The organism is Actinacidiphila sp. bgisy160 (assembly GCF_057707815.1).
Map to the genome: position 1 here is coordinate 71880 of NZ_JBYIQW010000020.1, position 16581 is coordinate 88460.

A 16581-nucleotide genomic window follows, 5' to 3' on the forward strand; every position below is an offset into this window, starting at 1 on the left:
GACCGTGCGCGACCTGCGGGTGTCCTTTCGCGGCGAGGCCGGACAGGTGCACGCCGCCCGCGGCGTGGACCGCACGCTCCGCGCCGGCGAGAACCTCGCCGTCGTCGGCGAGTCCGGTTCCGGCAAGTCCGTCACCGCCACCGCCGTGCTCGGACTGCTCCCGGAAGACGCCGAGGTCACCGGCTCGGTACGGCGCGGGGACCGCGAACTGCTCGGGCTGTCCGACCGCCGGATGCCCGGCATCCGCGGCCGCGCCATCGGCATGGTCTTCCAGGACCCGCTCTCCGCGCTCACCTGCGACTTCTGCGTCGGCACAGCCGGTGAGGCCCTGCGGATCCACCAGGACCTCACCGCCGCGCAGGCTCGCCAACGGGCCCTTGAACCAGCGGACCTGGTGGGCATCCCCGACCAGGGCCGACATCCCGAAAAGGGCCCTTGTCCGCGGTACCACACCGGGGACAAGGGCCCTTCGCCCGTGACGCCGTCGGCTACTTGAGACCGAACGCTCGGATCAGGGTCTGGCTGACGCTGTTCCCCTTCGTGTCCAGGGCCGTCGTCCGCAGGCTTGCGAAGCGGGCCCGCGACGGCGCGTCGAGCTGCGCCTTCCAGCCAGTGCCGGACTGACGCAGCGTCGTCTTGCGCCAGGTGGCGCCGTCGTCGTACGACACCTCGAGGGTCGCCGAGCGGATCGCCCCGGCACCCGCCGCGCCCTTCAGGTGCGAGGCGGTGACCGTCAGCCCGGTCCGGTGGCCCGCCCTGCCCGACAGGTCGGTGGCCACCGCGTAGTCGAGCTGCAGCAGCGGCAGGGGCGTGAGGCTCGCGTAGTCCGTGGTGCTCGAGGTGAAGCCCCACTCGGTGCGGGTGCGGGTCGAGTAGGGGCGGTCCGCCACGTTGCGCCGGCCCTCCAGCACGATCCGGTAGGGCTGAGGATCGGGCGACAGCCCCTCGGCGATGACGATCCGCTCGTTGTAGTCCTCACCGAGCAGTTGGTCGCCCTGGTACAGCGAGACCTTCGACGTGTTGCCGTCCACCCAGGCGACGCCCGCGTGACCGCCCGAGTCGCCCCAGGCCGGCAGGGTGGACGTGCTGATGATGTCGCCCACCCGGAAGGGGGCCGTCCAGCTGATGCCGTCGTTGAGCAGCCGCGGGTGCTGGATCGCCGAGAACCACGTCTCGGAGCTCGTGCTGCGCGCCTTGTACGTGCGCGTCACGCCCCGCTGGCCGAGGTCGTGCATGGCGGCGGTGGAGATCCAGCGGGCGTCGTCGCCCGCCGAGACCCACGAGGTGAGGGTGCCCTGGGCCGCGACCGGCGTCGACTGGACGAGCATGGGGCGGTTGAAGACGAGCGACACGTCCTCGCGGTACACCACGGCCTCGGCCTGGGTGCTGTTGCGGAACGACTCGTCGATGCGGGCCAGGTCGCGGGGACCGGGACGGTAGGACGGGTCCTTCGGGACCGCCCCGTCGTGGTGGCGGATCAGGTCGTACGCGTAGCGCGGACGCGGGTGCGAGACCACCTTCAGCGTCGCCGCGCCCGGCCTGCGGAGCCGGCTCAGCAGCCGTGCGCTGTCGTCGGCGCCGAGCGAGGCCACCGGCAGCGGCGCGGCGTCGGGCAGGTCGGCCCAGGGGTCGTACTTGCCGTAGCCGTCGTTCAGGATCAGCAGCTGCCGTGCGCCGGCCTTCGCCGCCGCGGCGGCCTGGTCCGGTGCGGACAGGGTGTCGCTTCGGCGCACGACGGCCACCTGGCCGCGCACCGTGACCTTGCGGAAGTCCGCGGCCGAGCCCTCGCCCGCCAGGACCGCGCGGTAGCTGCCCGTGCCGTCGGGCAGCTTGGGCGACATGCTCTGGACGGTGACGTCGTCGTAGCTCTGCGAGCCGGAGGAGAACGTCAGCGGTGGCTGGATCTGCCGCCAGCGGGTCGCGAAGTGGTACGAGCCCGTCGTCACCTTCGGTGTGGGGGTCACCCAGAGGCTGTCGTAGCGCCAGTACTCGGGCATGTAGCTGTCCAGGAACGGGAACAGGTCGCCGTTGGTGCGGTACTGGTCCACCCGCATGAACTGGTTGGCGGTCGGCTGCGGCGTGACGGCGGCCGCCTTGCGCAGGCTCGCGGCGTCGAACCGGACGGTGCGGTCGGCGTCGAGGTCGATCTGCGGCGCCGAGAACATCGCGAAGCCCAGCGTGTGCGTGCCGTCGACGCCGGGCACGTCGGCGTTCAGCCACGCCGAGTAGGTGCTCGGGGACAGGCGCAGGTCGATGCGGCCTGAGGCGTCGACGGTGAACGCCTTGGGCGTGGTGTTGCGCTCCACGTCCTTCAGGATCAGGGTGCCGGGCAGGGCCGTGCCGTGCCGGTCCTTGGCGGTGACCGTCAGGTTGACCCGGCGGCCCTCCTTGTTCACCCCGACCGTCGTGCGGGCCAGGGCCGTGCCGTCGGCGCCGGTGGCGACGAGGCGGGTGGCGTACGCGCCGTTGTCCTCGGCCGCGTCGAGGTGGGTGATCACGCCGACGGAGGCGGTGCCGTGCGCGGGCACGGTCAGCCGCGAGTCGGTCAGCGTGAACAGGCCCTCGGGCAGCTGGCCCGGGTTCAGGGACAGGTCCACGGTGACCGGTTCGGCGCCGGAGTTGGTGTAGGTGACGTCCCTGCGGACCGTCTGGCCCGGCGTGTACGGGTAGTGCGTCTGCGCGTAGGCGTCGCCGGAGGCGACCAGCGTGGCCTTCACGGCGGCGGCGGCGTCCACGCGCCCGCTGCCCGCCTCGAAGGGGCTGAACCGCTGGGTGCTCGCGGTGGTGCTGGTCAGGGCGGCCTTGAGCTGCTGCCCCGTCCAGTCCGGGTGCTTGGCGGCCAGCAGGGCCGCGGCGCCCGCCACGTGGGGCGTCGCCATGGAGGTGCCGCTCATCGTCTGGTACGCGCCCTCGCCCTCAGGGGCGTACTGCGAACGTGCAGCCAGCACGTCCACCCCGGGGCCGGTCAGGTCGGGCTTGACGGCGTTGTCACCCACGCGGGGGCCGCGGCTGGAGAACGACGCCAGCTGGTCCACGCCCTTGCCGGGGCCGTTGACCGCGCCCACCGTCAGCGCGGCGTCGGCGGCACCGGGGGCGCTCACGGTGTAGGGCCCCGGGCCGGAGTTGCCCGCCGCGATGACGAACAGTGCCCCGGTCTCCGCGCTGAGCCGGTTCACGGCCTCGCTCAGCGGGTCGGTGCCGTCGGTCGCGCCACCGCCCAGGCTCATGCTGATGACCTTGGCGTGCTGGTCTCGGGCGGCCCATTCCATGCCGGCCAGGATCCAGGAGTCCTGGCCGCTGCCGGAATCGTCCAGGACCTTGCCGATGTGCAGGGACGCGCCCGGAGCGACGCCCTTCTCGGTGCCACCGGAGGCGGCGCCGGTCCCGGCCACGGTGGAGGCGACATGGGTGCCGTGACCGTGCCGGTCGGTGACGTCCGCGCCGGGCACGAAGCTCTCGGTCGCCGCTATGCGGCCGGCGAAGTCCGGGTGCGCGGCGTCGATGCCAGTGTCCAGGACCGCGACGTCCACGCCCTGCCCGGTGTCCCCGCCGTCCCAGACCTCCGGGGCGCCGATCTGCGCGGTGGTGTCGGACAGTGTGGCCTCGACCTTGCCGTCCAGCCACACCTTGGCGATGCCGCCGGCCAGTCGTCCGCCGGAGGCCGTCGACGAGGCCGCGGTGGCCTTGGCCTCGGATCCGGTCAGGGATGACCAGAGGTCCGCGGCCCGCTCGTGCTCGGCGGAGATCGCCGCGCCCTGGATGCTGCTGAGGGTCAGCGTCCTGCGGGCGCCCTCCGGGGTCTTCGCACTGCGGGAGCGCGCGGCCGCGTCGGTGTACGTGACGATGAGCGGCAGCCGGTCGCTGCGCGCGTCGTCGTAACCGTCCTTCAGCAGCGCGGTGACGTTGAAGAGCCCTTCGTCCAAAGCCCCTGACGCGATGTAGGGCACCGCGGCCTCGGGATACACGTAGGTGTCGGAGCCCACCGACATCACGTGGGCGCCGACGGCCCGGCCGTTCGGGCCGGTGACCGACGTGACGGCCTGGGCAGGTCCGTCGCCGGTCACGGTGACCCTGTCACCGGTGATCAGCGTGACGGTGCGCTCGGCCGCGGATGCGGCGCCTGCCGCGCTGGGGGAGGGGGACGGCGTCGTCGGGTCGGCCGCGGCCGGACCCGTGGCCGTCAGCACCACCAGGGCGGCGACGGCGGCTGTCAGCCCGCGTCTGCGGGACGGAGGCATGCGCAAGGGAACCTCATGGACTAGATGAGCTGGGGATGATCGCAGTCAGCCATTCGTTCGCATCCCTGTAAAGGCGGCCCTTTGGCGCTTGTGTGCCATGTCACCAAGTGGACACGGCGCAAAGTGCCGCAATGATCGGCAAGCGAGACACACTGCACGGTGTGAGCGGTCGGCGCCCCGCGGCACACGAATGTGACGTTGCGTCAGCTCACTCACGCGTACACGGGCCGGAGGTGGGGAGCGATGACGGAGACCGACGCGCCGTTGGGGCTGGTAGGACTCGACGCGGGGGCGGAGGCCGTCTACCGCGATCTGCTGGCACGCGGCGGCGGGACCGTCGACGACGTCACGGCGGGGTTCGGGATGGGCACCGGACAGGCGCTGGCGCTGCTGGAACGCCTTCACCACTCCGGACTGCTCAGCCGCCGCTCCTCCGGCGAGTACCTGACCGTCGACCCGCGTCACGCGCTGCGCGCACTGGTGGAGGCACGTGAACGTCAACTGGCCGCGGTGCGCGAGGCCACCGGGCCGCTCGGCGCGATATTCGACGAGGCCAGGCGGTCCAGCGGCATCGAACCCGCAACGCGGACGATCAGCGGCCCGGAGGAGGTGGGGGACTGCTACTACCGCCTGAAGCAGGCCGCCCGGTACGAGATCTGCGCCCTGGACCGCCCACCGTTCCTGCTGGCCCCCAACGGACCGCTCGACGAGGCCGCCGTCCGGCGCGGGGTGCGGGTGCGGGTCGTCTACGCTGCCGCCAGCTTCGACGAGGACGGCGGCTGGCAGGAGTTGGGCAGCCTCGTGTCGCGCGGCGAGGAGGCCAGGGTCGTGTCCGCGCTGCCGATCAAGCTGGCGATGGCGGACCGTTCGGCGGCGATGGTGTCACTGAGTCTGGGCGCCGACAGCACCGACTGCCTCTACACCGAGGCGCCCCCCTTGCTGGAGGCACTGACCGAGCTCTTCGAGCGCTACTGGGCGGGCGCGGCCTCACTGAGCGGGCCCGGCACACCGCCGCCGGCACCGGAGCCGTCCACCCCGGGCGAAGGGGTGCGCAAACCCACCGACGAGGAGCGGAACCTGCTCGCCCTGTTCGCCGCCGGGGTCAAGGACGACGCCATCGCCCGCCAGTTCGGCGTCTCGACACGCACCCTGCGCCGGCGGATCCAGGACCTCTACACGGAACTGGGTACCACCAACCGGTTCGGCGCCGGCGTCGCGGCGGCCCGGCGCGACTGGGTGTGAGCACGCAGCCGGGCCGATGTGCCGCTGGGGGCGGTGGGAGGAGCGCGCGGCGGTGTGCCGCGCCGTCCGAGTGACCGTCATCAGTGGTGCCCGGAAGCGGCTCGAACGCGTCCTGGACAACCTCCTGGACAACGCCGGCGGCACGCGACCGGCTCGGTATGAAGGCCGCGCTGAACGGCTGCCTCAACCTGTCCGTCCTGGACGGCTGGTGGGACGAGCGTTGCCCGTGACGGCCGATGGGCCGTGCTGGAGGTGGCCGACGGCGGCCCGGGCATCCCGGCAGCCGACCGCGAACGCGTCTTCGACCGCTTCGCCGGTGCCGCTCCCCAGGGCGGGCGCTGCTGCGCGTCAGACTCACGATGGGGTGACCGCCGGCTCTGCCGGACACCTCCGTCAGTCCAGGACCAGCGACGACAGCTGCGGCGAGTAGGTGGCGTGCAGGACCAGCGCGGCGCTGCCCACGACGGCCGCGTCAGCGCCGAGGGGGGAGGCCGCGACCTGGACGACGCGGATGTGCCGGGCCAGGGGTCTCGAGGACAGCGCGGAGGCGACGGCTTCCACGTACCGGGACGCCACGTGCTGGATGCCGTGACCGCCGAGGATGATGAGGTCCACGTCGACGAAGTTGGCGATGGACACCGCGACCGTGGCGACGTGGCGCGCGGCGTCGTCGATGACCCCGGTCGCGATCGGGTCGCCGGCTCCCGCCGCGAGCTGGACCGCGGCATGGTCGACGGAGGCCGGGTCCCGGTCGAACGCGGGTGACAGCACACTGACGCCGGGCTTGTCGGTGAGGCGGCGGTGGGTCTCGGCGACGATCGCGGACGGGTTCGCCAGTCCTTCCAGGCAGCCCCGGTTGCCGCAGTAGCACTCCGGCCCGTCCGACAGCACCGTGGAGTGGCCGAACTCGCCGGCGTTGAGCGAACCACCCCGGTAGACCTGGTGGTTGAGGACCAGGCCGCCACCGATGCCGGTGCCGAAGAACAGATAGGCGAAGTTCGCCACGCCCCGGCCCGCGCCGGACCAGCGCTCGCCGACCGCGGCGGCGGTGGCGTCGTTGTCGAGCGTCACCGGCAGGCCCGTCGCGTCACTGAGCATCTGCTGCAGCGGCACCCGCGTCCAGTGCGCGAGCTGGGGCGGGGCGACGATCATGCCGTTTCGCTGGTCGATGGGTCCCGGGGTGGCGAGGCCCAGCCCGAGGACATTGCCGCGCGGCACGTCCGCCTCGGCGAGCACCTCGGCGACCAGGTCGGCCATGGCGGCCACCACGTGCGTGGGATCGGTGCCGGGGGGAGTGGGGTGCCGTCTGACGACCAGGGGCCGGCCGAGCAGGTCGACCACGCAACAGGTGAGTTCGACCGGGTCGAAGACGAGGCCGACCGCGTTGCCGGCGTCCGCGTTGACCCGCAAGGTGGTGCGGGGCTTGCCGCCGCCCGCGCCACGACTGGCCCCGTCCTCCCGCACGATCCCCTCGTCCAGCAGACGGCGCACGATCCCCGAGACGGTCTGCGGGGTCAGTCCCGTCTTCTGGGCGATCTCGACCCGGCTGATCCCGTCGGCGAGTTGGATCTGGTCCAGGACCACCGCCCGATTGTACCGCCCGACTTTGGGGAGGTTTGTTCCTGCCTGCCGCACGCGCGTTCCTCTCTTGCCGCAACGACGATACCGCTCAAGGGCGTTGACTTAGTAAAACAAATGGATTTAAAGTCCGGTGCCCAAGCCGCAACAGGTCCGGCATGGAGGCACGGCGCAGTGTCATCGGAGGCGAGTTGATGTCCACGAAATGTCGCATCCCAGGGCAGGCGGGTCCGCGTGATCGTCGCGGCGTCCGCAGCGTGGAGCTCCGCGCATGAGCCGCGCCCCGATGCTGCTGGAGATGCGGTCCATCACCAAGACGTTCCCGGGCGTGACCGCGCTCGCGGACGTCAACCTGTTGGTGAAGGAGGGGGAGATCCACGCGATCTGCGGCGAGAACGGCGCAGGAAAGTCCACCCTCATGAAGGTGCTGAGCGGCGTCCACCCGCACGGCAGTTACACCGGTGAGATCGTCTACCGGGGCGACACCGTCCGGTTCCATGACATCCGTGCCAGCGAGCAGGCCGGCATCGTCATCATCCACCAGGAACTGGCGCTGATCCCCGGCATGTCGATCACGGAGAACATCTTCCTCGGCAACGAGCCGCGCAAACGCGGCGGGATCGACTGGAAGACGGCACAGCACCGTGCGCTGGAGCTGATGGAGCAGGTCGGGCTCAAGGAGGACCCGGACACGCTCGTCAAGGACATCGGCGTCGGCAAGCAGCAACTCGTCGAGATCGCCAAGGCGTTCGCCAAGGACGTGAAGCTGCTGATCCTCGACGAGCCGACCGCGGCCCTGAACGAGTCCGACTCGCAGCACCTGCTCGACCTGCTGCGCGGCTTCCGCGACCGCGGCATCACCTCGATCATGATCTCCCACAAGCTGAACGAGATCGAGGCGGTCGCCGACACCATCACGATCCTGCGCGACGGCCGGACGATCGAGAGTCTCGACGTCGAGGCCGACGGCGTGAACGAGGACCGCATCGTGCGCGGCATGGTCGGCCGCGAACTCGACAGCCGGTTCCCCGACCACACGCCCGACATCGGGGAGGTGTTCTTCGAGGTCCGCGACTGGACCGTGCGGCACCCCGCCTCCGAGGAACGGCTCGTCTGCAAGGGGTCCAGCTTCACGGTGCGGCGCGGTGAGATCGTCGGCTTCGCCGGGCTCATGGGCGCCGGGCGCACCGAACTCGCCATGAGCCTGTTCGGCCGCTCCTACGGCACGTTCCTGTCGGGACGGGTCTTCAAGAATGGCGAGGAGATCCACCTCAAGACGGTGTCGGAGGCCATCCGGCACGGCCTCGCCTACGTCAGCGAGGACCGCAAGTCGATCGGCCTCAACCTGCTGGACGACATCAAGACCTCGATGGTCGCCGCCAAACTGTCGAAGATCTCCCGCCACCAGGTCATCGACCCGGTGCGCGAGCACCGGATCGCCGAGGAGTACCGGCAGAACCTGAGGATCAAGACTCCCAGCGTGGACGAGGAGGTCGTCAAGCTCTCCGGCGGCAACCAGCAAAAGGTCGTCGTCGCCAAGTGGATGTTCACCGACCCCGACCTGCTCATCCTCGACGAGCCCACCCGCGGCATCGACGTGGGCGCCAAGTACGAGATCTACGGGATCATCCAGCGGCTCGTGCGGCAGGGCAAGGGCGTCGTCGTCATCTCCTCGGAACTGCCCGAGCTCATCGGCCTGTGCGACCGCATCTACACGGTGTTCGAAGGTGCCATCACCGGTGAGGTGACGCGCCGCGACGCGAACCCGGAACTCCTCATGAAACAGATGACCTCTATGAAGAAGACACCGAGCCCATGAGCCGCATCTCAGATCTGCAGAAGAACCTCTTCGGGGGCACGACCTCCAACGCCCGCCAGTTCGGCATGATCGCCACACTCGTCGCGATCGTGCTCCTGTTCCAGATCTGGACGGGGGGCCTGACCCTGACCTCCGGCAACCTCATCGCCGTGGTCAGCCAGTACTCCTACATCCTGATCCTGGCCATCGGCATGCTGATGGTGATCGTCGCCGGGCACATCGACCTCTCGGTCGGCTCGGTGGCCGCCTTCACCGGGATCGTGGTCGCCAAGACGATGCAGGAGCACTCGCTCCCCTGGCCCCTGGGCATCCTGCTCGGCCTGCTCGTCGGCGCGGCGATCGGTGCCTGGCAGGGCTTCTGGGTGGCGTACGTGGGGGTGCCTGCGTTCATCGTCACCCTGGCCGGCATGCTCCTGTTCCGCGGTGGCAACCAGTACATCGGCAACGCCGACACCGTGCCGGTCCCCGTCGGGTTCCGTGACATCGGCGCCGGCTTCCTGCCCGAGGTGGGCCCGGACACCGGTTACAACAACCTGACTCTGCTGCTCGGCCTGGTCGCCTGCGCGGGTGTGGTCTGGCGCGAGTGGCGGGCCCGGCAGACCCGGCGCGTCATGCACGCCGACGCCGCGCCGGTGTGGGTGACGGGAATCCGCCTGGTCGTGATGGTGGGTGTCATCGTCTTCGCGACGCTGCGCTTCGCCGGTGGCCGCATCGGCACCAGCTTCCCGATCTCGGGCATCATCCTGATCGCCCTGGTGCTCGCGTACTCGTACTACACCCGCAACACCATCGGAGGCCGCCACATCTACGCCGTCGGGGGCAACTCCCGCGCGGCCGAGCTGTCCGGCGTGAAGCTCCGGCGGGTCAACTTCCTGGTCATGATGAACATGTCCGTGCTGGCCGCCCTCGCCGGGATGATCTTCGTGGCCCGTTCCGCGGCATCCGGCCCGCAGGACGGTCTGAGCTGGGAACTCGATGCCATCGCCGCCGTCTTCATCGGTGGTGCCGCCGTCTCCGGCGGTCTGGGCACCATCAGCGGCTCCATCGTCGGCGGTCTCGTCATGGCGCTGCTCAACAACGGTCTCCAACTGGAGGGCGTGGGCTCGGACATGGTCCAGATCATCAAGGGCCTGGTCCTCCTCCTCGCCGTCGCGTTCGACGTCTACAGCAAGAGCCAGGGGCGCTTCTCGATCATCGGCACCCTGATGCGTCCGTTCCGCCAGAACGAGACGTCCACACCGGTCGACCCGCCGAACCCGGCCTCCGACCCCGACAAGGCTCCGGTCGCGGGCTGACCGACCGGCAGTACCCCCAGGGTGCCGCGCCAGGCGGCGCTCGTCCCACCCGGCATCACCAGGAAAGGGCACAACCCACATGCGCAGAACCATCACCAGAGGCATCGCCGTGATCGGCGCCGCCGCGCTGCTCGCCCTGGGCACGGCGTGCTCCAACGAACGCGAGGGCTCCACCGGCAAGGACACCAGCGACGCCAAGGGCGGCTTCGCGCAGGACGCCCTGGTCGGTGTCGCGCTGCCGGCGAAGACCTCGGAGAACTGGGTGCTGGCCGGTGACCTGTTCACCAACGGCCTCAAGGAGGCCGGCTTCAAGGCCGACGTCCAGTACGCGGGTGCCTCGACCACCGTCGCGGACCAGCAGGCGCAGATCTCCTCCATGGTCACCAAGGGCGCCAAGGTCATCGTCATCGGCGCGACCGACGCCTCGCAGCTGTCCACCCAGGTGGCGCAGGCCAAGCAGGCCGGTGCGACGATCATCGCCTACGACCGCCTCATCACCAACACGCCGGACGTCGACTACTACATCGCGTTCGACAACTTCAAGGTCGGTCAGCTGCAGGGCCAGGCGCTGCTGGACGGCATGAAGGCGAAGAAGGCCAAGGGCCCCTACACCATCGAGCTGTTCTCCGGTTCGCCGGACGACAACAACTCGAAGGTCTTCTTCGATGGTGCGATGGAGGTGCTCAAGCCCGCCATCGACAAGGGCGACATCGTTGTCGGTTCCGGTCAGACCGACATCAAGCAGACCGCGACCCAGGGCTGGAAGGCGGAGAACGCCCAGAGCCGGATGGACTCGCTGCTGAACTCCACCTACAACGGCAAGAAGAAGCTCGACGGCGTGCTCTCGCCGAACGACACCCTCGCCCGCGCGATCATCACCTCGGTGAAGGGCGCCGGCAAGCCGGTCCCGGTCGTCACCGGCCAGGACTCAGAGGTCGAGTCGGTGAAGTCGATCATGGCGGGTGAGCAGTACTCCACCATCAACAAGGACACCCGCAAGCTGGTCGCCGAGACCATCAAGATGGTCCAGGCCCTGCAGAAGGGCGGCAAGCCGACGATCAACGACACCAAGTCGTACAACAACGGCAACAAGGTCGTCCCGTCGTACCTGCTCCCGCCGGTCATCGTGACCAAGGAGAACGCGGCCGAGGCCTACGCCAACGACCCGAAGCTCTCCCCGCTCACGAAGTAGTCGCGCACACCGCTGCCACCGCTGCCACCGGTGCCCCGGGCCTCGCCCGGGCCACCGGCGGCAGCCGCGTTCCGGCGCCCGCGGCATGTCGCACCGTGCGATGTGCCGCGGGCCGCAGGTGGCGGGCGCCTCGGCCACCGGGCGTCCGGTCAGGGGCAGCGCAGAAGACGGCGAGCGCCGATGCCGTCGTCGTGGATGAGCCGGATCTCCATCCTCCCGGCGCCGCCGGGCCCCCGCAGGCACGGGGCGTCGATCTCGTCACCGGCCATGGAGATGGCCGTCTCCTTCGCGTCCATGGCGTCGTTCGCCTGATCCACCACGTAGTAGAGCCACGTGGCCGTGGGTCCGCGGGTGCGGACCATGAACCCCGCCAGCCACTTTCGGCTCCCGCCTTGCCGAGCTCCTTCGATTCCGAGGAACCGCGTTGCAGCAGCCAGACGGTGGCGAAGATGTAGAGGAAGAATTGCAGGTACTCCGACTGCCAGTTCTCTGTCACGTCGACGGCGAAGTCGGAGGACGTCAGGTAGGCGCCCAGGGTGACGGGTGCCAAGCCGTCGGTGACGAGCTGGTTGTTGAACTCGGCGTGGCCGGCTATCGCTTGTCCTGCCAGGGCAAGCAGAAAGGCCGACATGAAGGCGAGGCCGAGGCTGTTGTCGCGCACGAAGCGCCACGCGCGCAGGTGCGCGGGGACGCCTTTGCCGCCGGTGCGGGTGGGGCCGCTCATCGGCGCATCAGCCCCAGAGCCATGAAGTACGCCAAGCCGACCGCGATCAGCACAAGGGTGCCGACGAACATCGTCCGCATGGGTCTCACCTGCCCTTGATCTCGCACTGGTAGGGCTGTCGCGGCACCGGCGTGCACCCGGCGGCGCTGATCTTCCAGCCGGTGGGGAAGTGAGCGAGGAAGACGGTGTCGTGCTCCAGGATTACGCGCGCCTGCCCGCCGTAGACGTCGACGTGCCGTACCGCACCTGCCCTGGGCAGCTTCTCCTGGGAGATCGCGTCGTGACACGGCTGTCCGGCTGCCTGCTCCAGTTCGTCACGAGTGGCGGGAGCCAGGGCGGCGCACCCTTTTCCGGGCCGCTGGGCACCAAGAGCCTGCTCGAAGCGGACCACAGCCGTTGACGCATCGTCCCGCCGCTCAGCCAGGGTGCCGCAGGCGCTCACCACGGCGACCAGCGTGATTGCCGTCATCGTCCGGTAGCGCCTTCGATCGAGGCATCCCGCCTCCGTACAGGTTCGGCAGGACCGGATCCTGCCCCGTCCGACTCCTCTCGTCGGCTACCCGGCAGCGCGATCTCCATCCCTGGCATCCGGTCGAGCCCCTCCGGCGTGCCCCTTCCTCCGACAGGACGAGTCGGCCCGCCGCGCCGACCGGCCGGCCGGCTCTGGCGAAGCACATGGTTGCCTGATGGTCACCCGACCGTGACGGGCTGCCCTCCAGAACGACGCGCGGACCCCCCGGACGCAGCGGGGTTTCAGGCCGCGAGTTCGGCCCAGTGCGTCGCGTGGCCGGTCTCCTTCCGGTTCACCGTGGGCCGAGGCCACCTGGTGCACGATGGACAGGCCCCGGCCGTGTTCGCTGTCGCTGCAACTGGCGGCCCATTCGCCCTTGGACGCGGCGGGCCCGCCGTCTGTGACCTCCACGCGGACCTGGCCGCCGGGGGAGTCCCGGTCGACATGCAGCACGATGGGTGGCCGGGCGTGCTCCACGGCGTTGGTGACGAGTTCCGAGACGACCAGCAGGACTTCGTCGGCTGTCTCTGCGGGCACCTTCCAGCGCTGGAGAGCTTCCCTGGTGAGCCTGCGCGCTTCTGCGGGCGCCGCGGGCCGGTGGGCCAGCGTCCAGCGTTCTTCCTCGGCCGACGGGGATCGCCGGCCCGGCTGCTCCCCCGCGTCGACGGGTTCCATCCTGTCCCCTTCGTTGTACCTATGGGTACAACGGTTCAGGAAGCCCGCGGATTCCGGGGGCGCGGGCTACGTGCCCCGGTCGCGGTAGCGCAGCAGGACGCCTATTCCGTCGTCCAGGGCGAGAGTGCTGCGGGGCACGACCACCAGCTCGGCACCGGTGCCCGCCGCCGCGCGGACCAGAGCGGCTCCGGCGGGTTCCTCTCGGGCGGACGACACACCGAAAGCCTGCAGCTCAGGCGCCGAAACGGCGATGTGGCACGGCTCGGGGCCCGCCCACAAGCGGTCGGGGAGCGGGGCGGTATCGTTGATCAGGACGGCAGCCGCCTGCGCGCGCTGCAGTGCCGTGACGACTGCGGCGGTTCCCTCGCTCGCGGCACGGTCCCTGGCGCGCTGCGCGAGATAGGCCTCCAGCCGGGCCTGGTCCGCGGCGTTGAGCCGGGTTCCGAGTTCGCGGGCGAGCTGCTCCTCCAGCAGGGCCCGGTCGGGTGTGCCCCCGGGGTCGGTGGTGTCGACCGTGACGAGGCTCTTCCTCAATTGTTCCGGCATGCGGTTGACCAGAACACCAGGTGTCCAGGGGTCACTCGGGTCCCGGGCCAGCACCAGTACCTCGGCGCCGCCGCGCTCGGCGAGGTCGGCCAGATCCGCCGCGAGCTGGGGCGCGGTTCGCTGCCATTCCTCCACCGGTACGGTCTGCCTCACGGCCAGGTCCGCGTCGATGCGGCCGGCCGGCCATCGCTCGCCCTGGGCGGCGACACGGATGCTGTCGCCGTCCTCTGTGCGGCCGACGAACAGGGCCAGATAGGGAAGGTCCGGGGCGCGCTGCAGCACCAGCGGCAGGGCGTCGGGCAGCTCGTCGACGTGGGCCGTGTCGCGTGCGGGCGGCGCGGGCAGCTCCTCGGCCAGTACGAGCTCACCATGAGATGCGAACAGGGCCTGTCCGTGCCGCCCGGGCAGATCGTCGTCCATGCCCACCGCGGCGTGCAGGGCATGGACGGTGGCGCGGTCGGCGCCGTGGGCCGTGAGGTCGTCACGCAGATGGCGCCAGCGCAGTGCGATGGCCCTGTCGGGTTCCTCGATGTCCCGGGAGGTGTCCAGGTAGGTGCTCGCCCACGGGCCCGGCCGGTTGTACAGCGGTTGCAGGAACGACAGCTTCATCAGGGCGCCTCACAGACCGGGCTCCTGTGGCCGCCCGGCGACCGGGGCCCGCGGTGGTCGGTGTGCCGGCAGCCGGTGCCGGTCCCTCATGAGCGTGTCCTTACCCGCACGGCCGATCCTCATGCGTCGCGGCGTGAGTGCGCACGCAGCCGAGCCGGAAGAGCGCCGGCCCTGCTGGTGCGGGTGCGTCGCCGGGCTCAGCGAGGTCATGCCGGTCCACACGGCCCCTGCCGGGGCCCTCTGGCACACGCCGGTCCGGGAGGACACCGGCAGAGGGGCGGCGAGCCGCCGTGCCCGGGCGGTTCCCGCCACCTCGCGGGCCGCCCGGGCCGCCACGGACCTCAGGTGAGGCAGCCGACGTGCGCGAGGGCCTGCCGGAGCAGAACGCCCTGCCCGCCCGGCATCTCCTGCTGCAGCTGCGGCGACGACGCCTCCTGCGGGGTGAACCACACCAGGTCGAGGGCGTCCTGCCGGGGATGGCAGTCGCCCGCCACTGGGACGACGTAGGCCAGGGACACCGCGTGCTGCCGGGGGTCGTGGAACGGGGTCACGCCCTGCGTCGGGAAGTACTCGGCGATCGTGAAGGGCTGAGGGGAGACCGGGATGCGGGGCAGCGCCATGGGCCCGAGGTCCTTCTCCAGGTGGCGGACGAGCGCCTCGCGGACCCGCTCGTGGTGCAGCACCCGTCCCGAGACGAGGGCCCGGCTGACGCTCCCGTCCGGTCCGATGCGCAGGAGGAGACCGATGTGTGTCACCTCCCCGCTGTCGTCGACCCGTACGGGTACGGCGTCCACGTACAGGATCGGCATGCGTGCGCGGGTGAGCTCCAGGTCGTCCGGAGACAGCCAGCCGGGCGTGGTTTCGGTCATGTCGGCCATCGAGTGATCGTACGCGGAGAGCCCGCCACGTGGGGGCGATCACCGGCGTGCGCCGCGAACCTGTTCGACGCGTGCGGCCAGGGCCGTTCCCCGTCCCCCCGAGGGCCGCGGCCACGGCGGGCGGACCGGGCAAGGGAGCCGGGGCAGGGCGGATGTGATGAGCCGTCACATGTGGTGCCGCCGGACCCGTGCCGCGCGGGTCGGCCGCCCTTCCCGCTGCCGGTGCGATGCTGGAGGCGGTGGATCATCGCCCGCGGAGATGAACGGCTCCGGCCGGTCGACGGAAAGGCACTGGGTACGCATGGATCTGCGGCAGATGGAAGTGGTCGTCGCGGTCGCCGAGGAGGGCGGGTTCACCGCGGCCGCCCGCCGGCTGCACGTCGTGCAGTCCGCCGTGTCCGGCACGGTGCGGGCGCTGGAGAGGGAACTGGGCAGCGCGCTCTTCGAGCGGACCACGCACCGCGTGTCGCTCACCGCGGCGGGGGAGGCGTTCGTGCCCGCGGCCCGCGCGGCGCTACGCGCCGCAGAGGAGGCGCGCGTGGCGGTCGACGCCGTACGGGGTGAGCTGCGGGGGCAGGTGACGGTCGGCACCATGCAGGGGGTCTGGGCCGGCCTGCACCGGGCCCTGGGCGGGCTGCGTGCGGAGCACCCCGGGGTGACCGTCCGCCTGCGGCAGGCGGCGGTGGCCGACATCCGGCAGGCGCTGCGGGAGGGCACGGTCGACCTCGCCGTGGTGGCACTCGACCGGCAGCAGCAACGAGGGCTGGTGACCCGTCTGCTGTCGCGCGAGCAGATGCTCCTCGTCTCCGCGCCGGGACGCGGCTTCGCCGAGGACGACGTGGTGACCTTCGAGGAGGTCTCCCGCCTGCCCTTCGTGGACTTCCCGCCCGGCTGGGCCATCCGCTCCGAGGTGGACCGGGCCTCCCGGGCCGCTTCCGTCGAACGGGCCTCGGTGTTCGAGGTGAACGACATCGTCGCCGCCGCCGAACTGGTCCGGCACGACCTGGGCGTCTGCGTCATGCCCGCCTCGATCGCCGCCCGCTTCCCGGACCTCGCCGTCCGCCGGTTCGAGCGCCACGCGCCTTCCTGGAAGGTCATGGTGGTGAGGCCCGGCGGCGACGCGGCCCCCGCCGTCGAGGCGCTGCTGCGGCACATCACCCCCCGCACGGCGGGCGCGGGAGGCGGGTGAGCCGGCGGCTCCGGTCTCGTCGGACGCGGGACCGCCCGCCGTGCCTGCCGGAAGGCCCCGGGCACGGCGGGCGGTGTCGGTGAGC

Annotated in this window: 14 protein-coding genes and 1 pseudogene; 7 read left to right on the top strand and 8 right to left on the bottom strand. The window is 71.0% G+C overall.

From position 1 onward, the window contains the following. Positions 1 to 4: 4 nt before the first annotated feature. Complete coding sequence (locus AC3EUJ_RS18100) at positions 5 to 496, top strand: ATP-binding cassette domain-containing protein (protein WP_431962489.1); 492 nt, start codon at positions 5 to 7, stop codon at positions 494 to 496. Here the strand turns inward: AC3EUJ_RS18100 and AC3EUJ_RS18105 are convergent. After that, entirely contained in the window at positions 489 to 4238 is a 3750-nt protein-coding gene (locus AC3EUJ_RS18105; RefSeq protein ID WP_431962491.1) for a S8 family serine peptidase, read from the bottom strand. The genes AC3EUJ_RS18100 and AC3EUJ_RS18105 overlap by 8 nt on opposite strands. Before the next feature lie 243 nt (positions 4239 to 4481). On the opposite strand from AC3EUJ_RS18105, the gene AC3EUJ_RS18110 reads away from it, so the two are divergent. Together AC3EUJ_RS18110 and AC3EUJ_RS18115 are read left to right on the top strand one after the other, a co-directional pair. Next, a complete protein-coding gene (locus AC3EUJ_RS18110; protein WP_431962493.1) occupies positions 4482 to 5480 on the top strand; it encodes a LuxR family transcriptional regulator in 999 nt (332 codons plus the stop codon). Positions 5481 to 5566: 86 nt separating this feature from the next. Further along, a complete protein-coding gene (locus tag AC3EUJ_RS18115; RefSeq protein ID WP_431962556.1) occupies positions 5567 to 5710 on the top strand; it encodes a hypothetical protein in 144 nt (47 codons plus the stop codon). A 163-nt stretch (positions 5711 to 5873) separates the two neighbouring features. Here AC3EUJ_RS18115 and AC3EUJ_RS18120 read toward each other — a convergent pair whose 3' ends face one another. After that, a complete protein-coding gene (locus AC3EUJ_RS18120) occupies positions 5874 to 7064 on the bottom strand; it encodes an ROK family transcriptional regulator (protein ID WP_431962495.1) in 1191 nt (396 codons plus the stop codon). A 265-nt stretch (positions 7065 to 7329) separates the two neighbouring features. Between AC3EUJ_RS18120 and mmsA the strand changes: the two genes are divergently transcribed. The 3 genes from mmsA to AC3EUJ_RS18135 all read left to right on the top strand — a co-directional run bounded on the left by mmsA (position 7330) and on the right by AC3EUJ_RS18135 (position 11364). After that, entirely contained in the window at positions 7330 to 8877 is a 1548-nt protein-coding gene (mmsA, locus tag AC3EUJ_RS18125) for a multiple monosaccharide ABC transporter ATP-binding protein (RefSeq protein WP_431962497.1), read from the top strand. Then, positions 8874 to 10172 carry a multiple monosaccharide ABC transporter permease gene (gene mmsB, locus AC3EUJ_RS18130; protein ID WP_431962499.1) on the top strand — a complete coding sequence of 433 codons (1299 nt, stop codon included), beginning with the start codon at positions 8874 to 8876 and terminating at the stop codon, positions 10170 to 10172. Before mmsA ends, mmsB begins: the two co-directional genes overlap by 4 nt. A 79-nt stretch (positions 10173 to 10251) precedes the next feature. Further along, a complete protein-coding gene (locus AC3EUJ_RS18135; protein WP_431962501.1) occupies positions 10252 to 11364 on the top strand; it encodes a substrate-binding domain-containing protein in 1113 nt (370 codons plus the stop codon). A 149-nt stretch (positions 11365 to 11513) separates the two neighbouring features. Here the strand turns inward: AC3EUJ_RS18135 and AC3EUJ_RS18140 are convergent, their stop codons facing one another. From AC3EUJ_RS18140 to AC3EUJ_RS18165, 6 genes and pseudogenes are all read right to left on the bottom strand, one after another. Further along, entirely contained in the window at positions 11514 to 11726 is a 213-nt protein-coding gene (locus AC3EUJ_RS18140) for a hypothetical protein (RefSeq protein WP_431962558.1), read from the bottom strand. Beyond that, positions 11669 to 11995, bottom strand: a pseudogene (locus tag AC3EUJ_RS18145) (DUF6766 family protein); the annotation flags it as partial. The gene AC3EUJ_RS18140 and the pseudogene AC3EUJ_RS18145, both read right to left, overlap by 58 nt. A gap of 178 nt (positions 11996 to 12173) precedes the next feature. Next, entirely contained in the window at positions 12174 to 12557 is a 384-nt protein-coding gene (locus AC3EUJ_RS18150) for a hypothetical protein (protein ID WP_431962503.1), read from the bottom strand. An 87-nt stretch (positions 12558 to 12644) separates the two neighbouring features. Next, entirely contained in the window at positions 12645 to 13274 is a 630-nt protein-coding gene (locus AC3EUJ_RS18155; protein ID WP_431962505.1) for an ATP-binding protein, read from the bottom strand. Between the two features lie 66 nt (positions 13275 to 13340). Continuing rightward, positions 13341 to 14429 (bottom strand): baeRF2 domain-containing protein, encoded by a 1089-nt coding sequence (locus tag AC3EUJ_RS18160; RefSeq protein ID WP_431962507.1) that lies wholly within the window; start codon positions 14427 to 14429, stop codon positions 13341 to 13343. Between the two features lie 341 nt (positions 14430 to 14770). Continuing rightward, positions 14771 to 15307, bottom strand: coding sequence for an NUDIX hydrolase family protein (locus AC3EUJ_RS18165; protein WP_431962509.1), 537 nt, complete (start codon positions 15305 to 15307; stop codon positions 14771 to 14773). Between the two features lie 301 nt (positions 15308 to 15608). Between AC3EUJ_RS18165 and AC3EUJ_RS18170 the strand changes: the two genes are divergently transcribed. Further along, complete coding sequence (locus AC3EUJ_RS18170) at positions 15609 to 16496, top strand: LysR family transcriptional regulator (protein ID WP_431962510.1); 888 nt, start codon at positions 15609 to 15611, stop codon at positions 16494 to 16496. Positions 16497 to 16581: the final 85 nt, after the last annotated feature.

Coding starts and splice junctions, on each gene's coding strand:
- AC3EUJ_RS18105 (WP_431962491.1), bottom strand. CDS start 4,238: ATGCCTCCGTCCCGCAGACGCGGGCTGACAGCCGCCGTCGCCGCCCTG.
- AC3EUJ_RS18110 (WP_431962493.1), top strand. CDS start 4,482: ATGACGGAGACCGACGCGCCGTTGGGGCTGGTAGGACTCGACGCGGGG.
- mmsA (WP_431962497.1), top strand. CDS start 7,330: ATGAGCCGCGCCCCGATGCTGCTGGAGATGCGGTCCATCACCAAGACG.
- mmsB (WP_431962499.1), top strand. CDS start 8,874: ATGAGCCGCATCTCAGATCTGCAGAAGAACCTCTTCGGGGGCACGACC.
- AC3EUJ_RS18135 (WP_431962501.1), top strand. CDS start 10,252: ATGCGCAGAACCATCACCAGAGGCATCGCCGTGATCGGCGCCGCCGCG.
- AC3EUJ_RS18140 (WP_431962558.1), bottom strand. CDS start 11,726: ATGGTCCGCACCCGCGGACCCACGGCCACGTGGCTCTACTACGTGGTG.
- AC3EUJ_RS18150 (WP_431962503.1), bottom strand. CDS start 12,557: ATGACGGCAATCACGCTGGTCGCCGTGGTGAGCGCCTGCGGCACCCTG.
- AC3EUJ_RS18155 (WP_431962505.1), bottom strand. CDS start 13,274: ATGGAACCCGTCGACGCGGGGGAGCAGCCGGGCCGGCGATCCCCGTCG.
- AC3EUJ_RS18160 (WP_431962507.1), bottom strand. CDS start 14,429: ATGAAGCTGTCGTTCCTGCAACCGCTGTACAACCGGCCGGGCCCGTGG.
- AC3EUJ_RS18165 (WP_431962509.1), bottom strand. CDS start 15,307: ATGGCCGACATGACCGAAACCACGCCCGGCTGGCTGTCTCCGGACGAC.
- AC3EUJ_RS18170 (WP_431962510.1), top strand. CDS start 15,609: ATGGATCTGCGGCAGATGGAAGTGGTCGTCGCGGTCGCCGAGGAGGGC.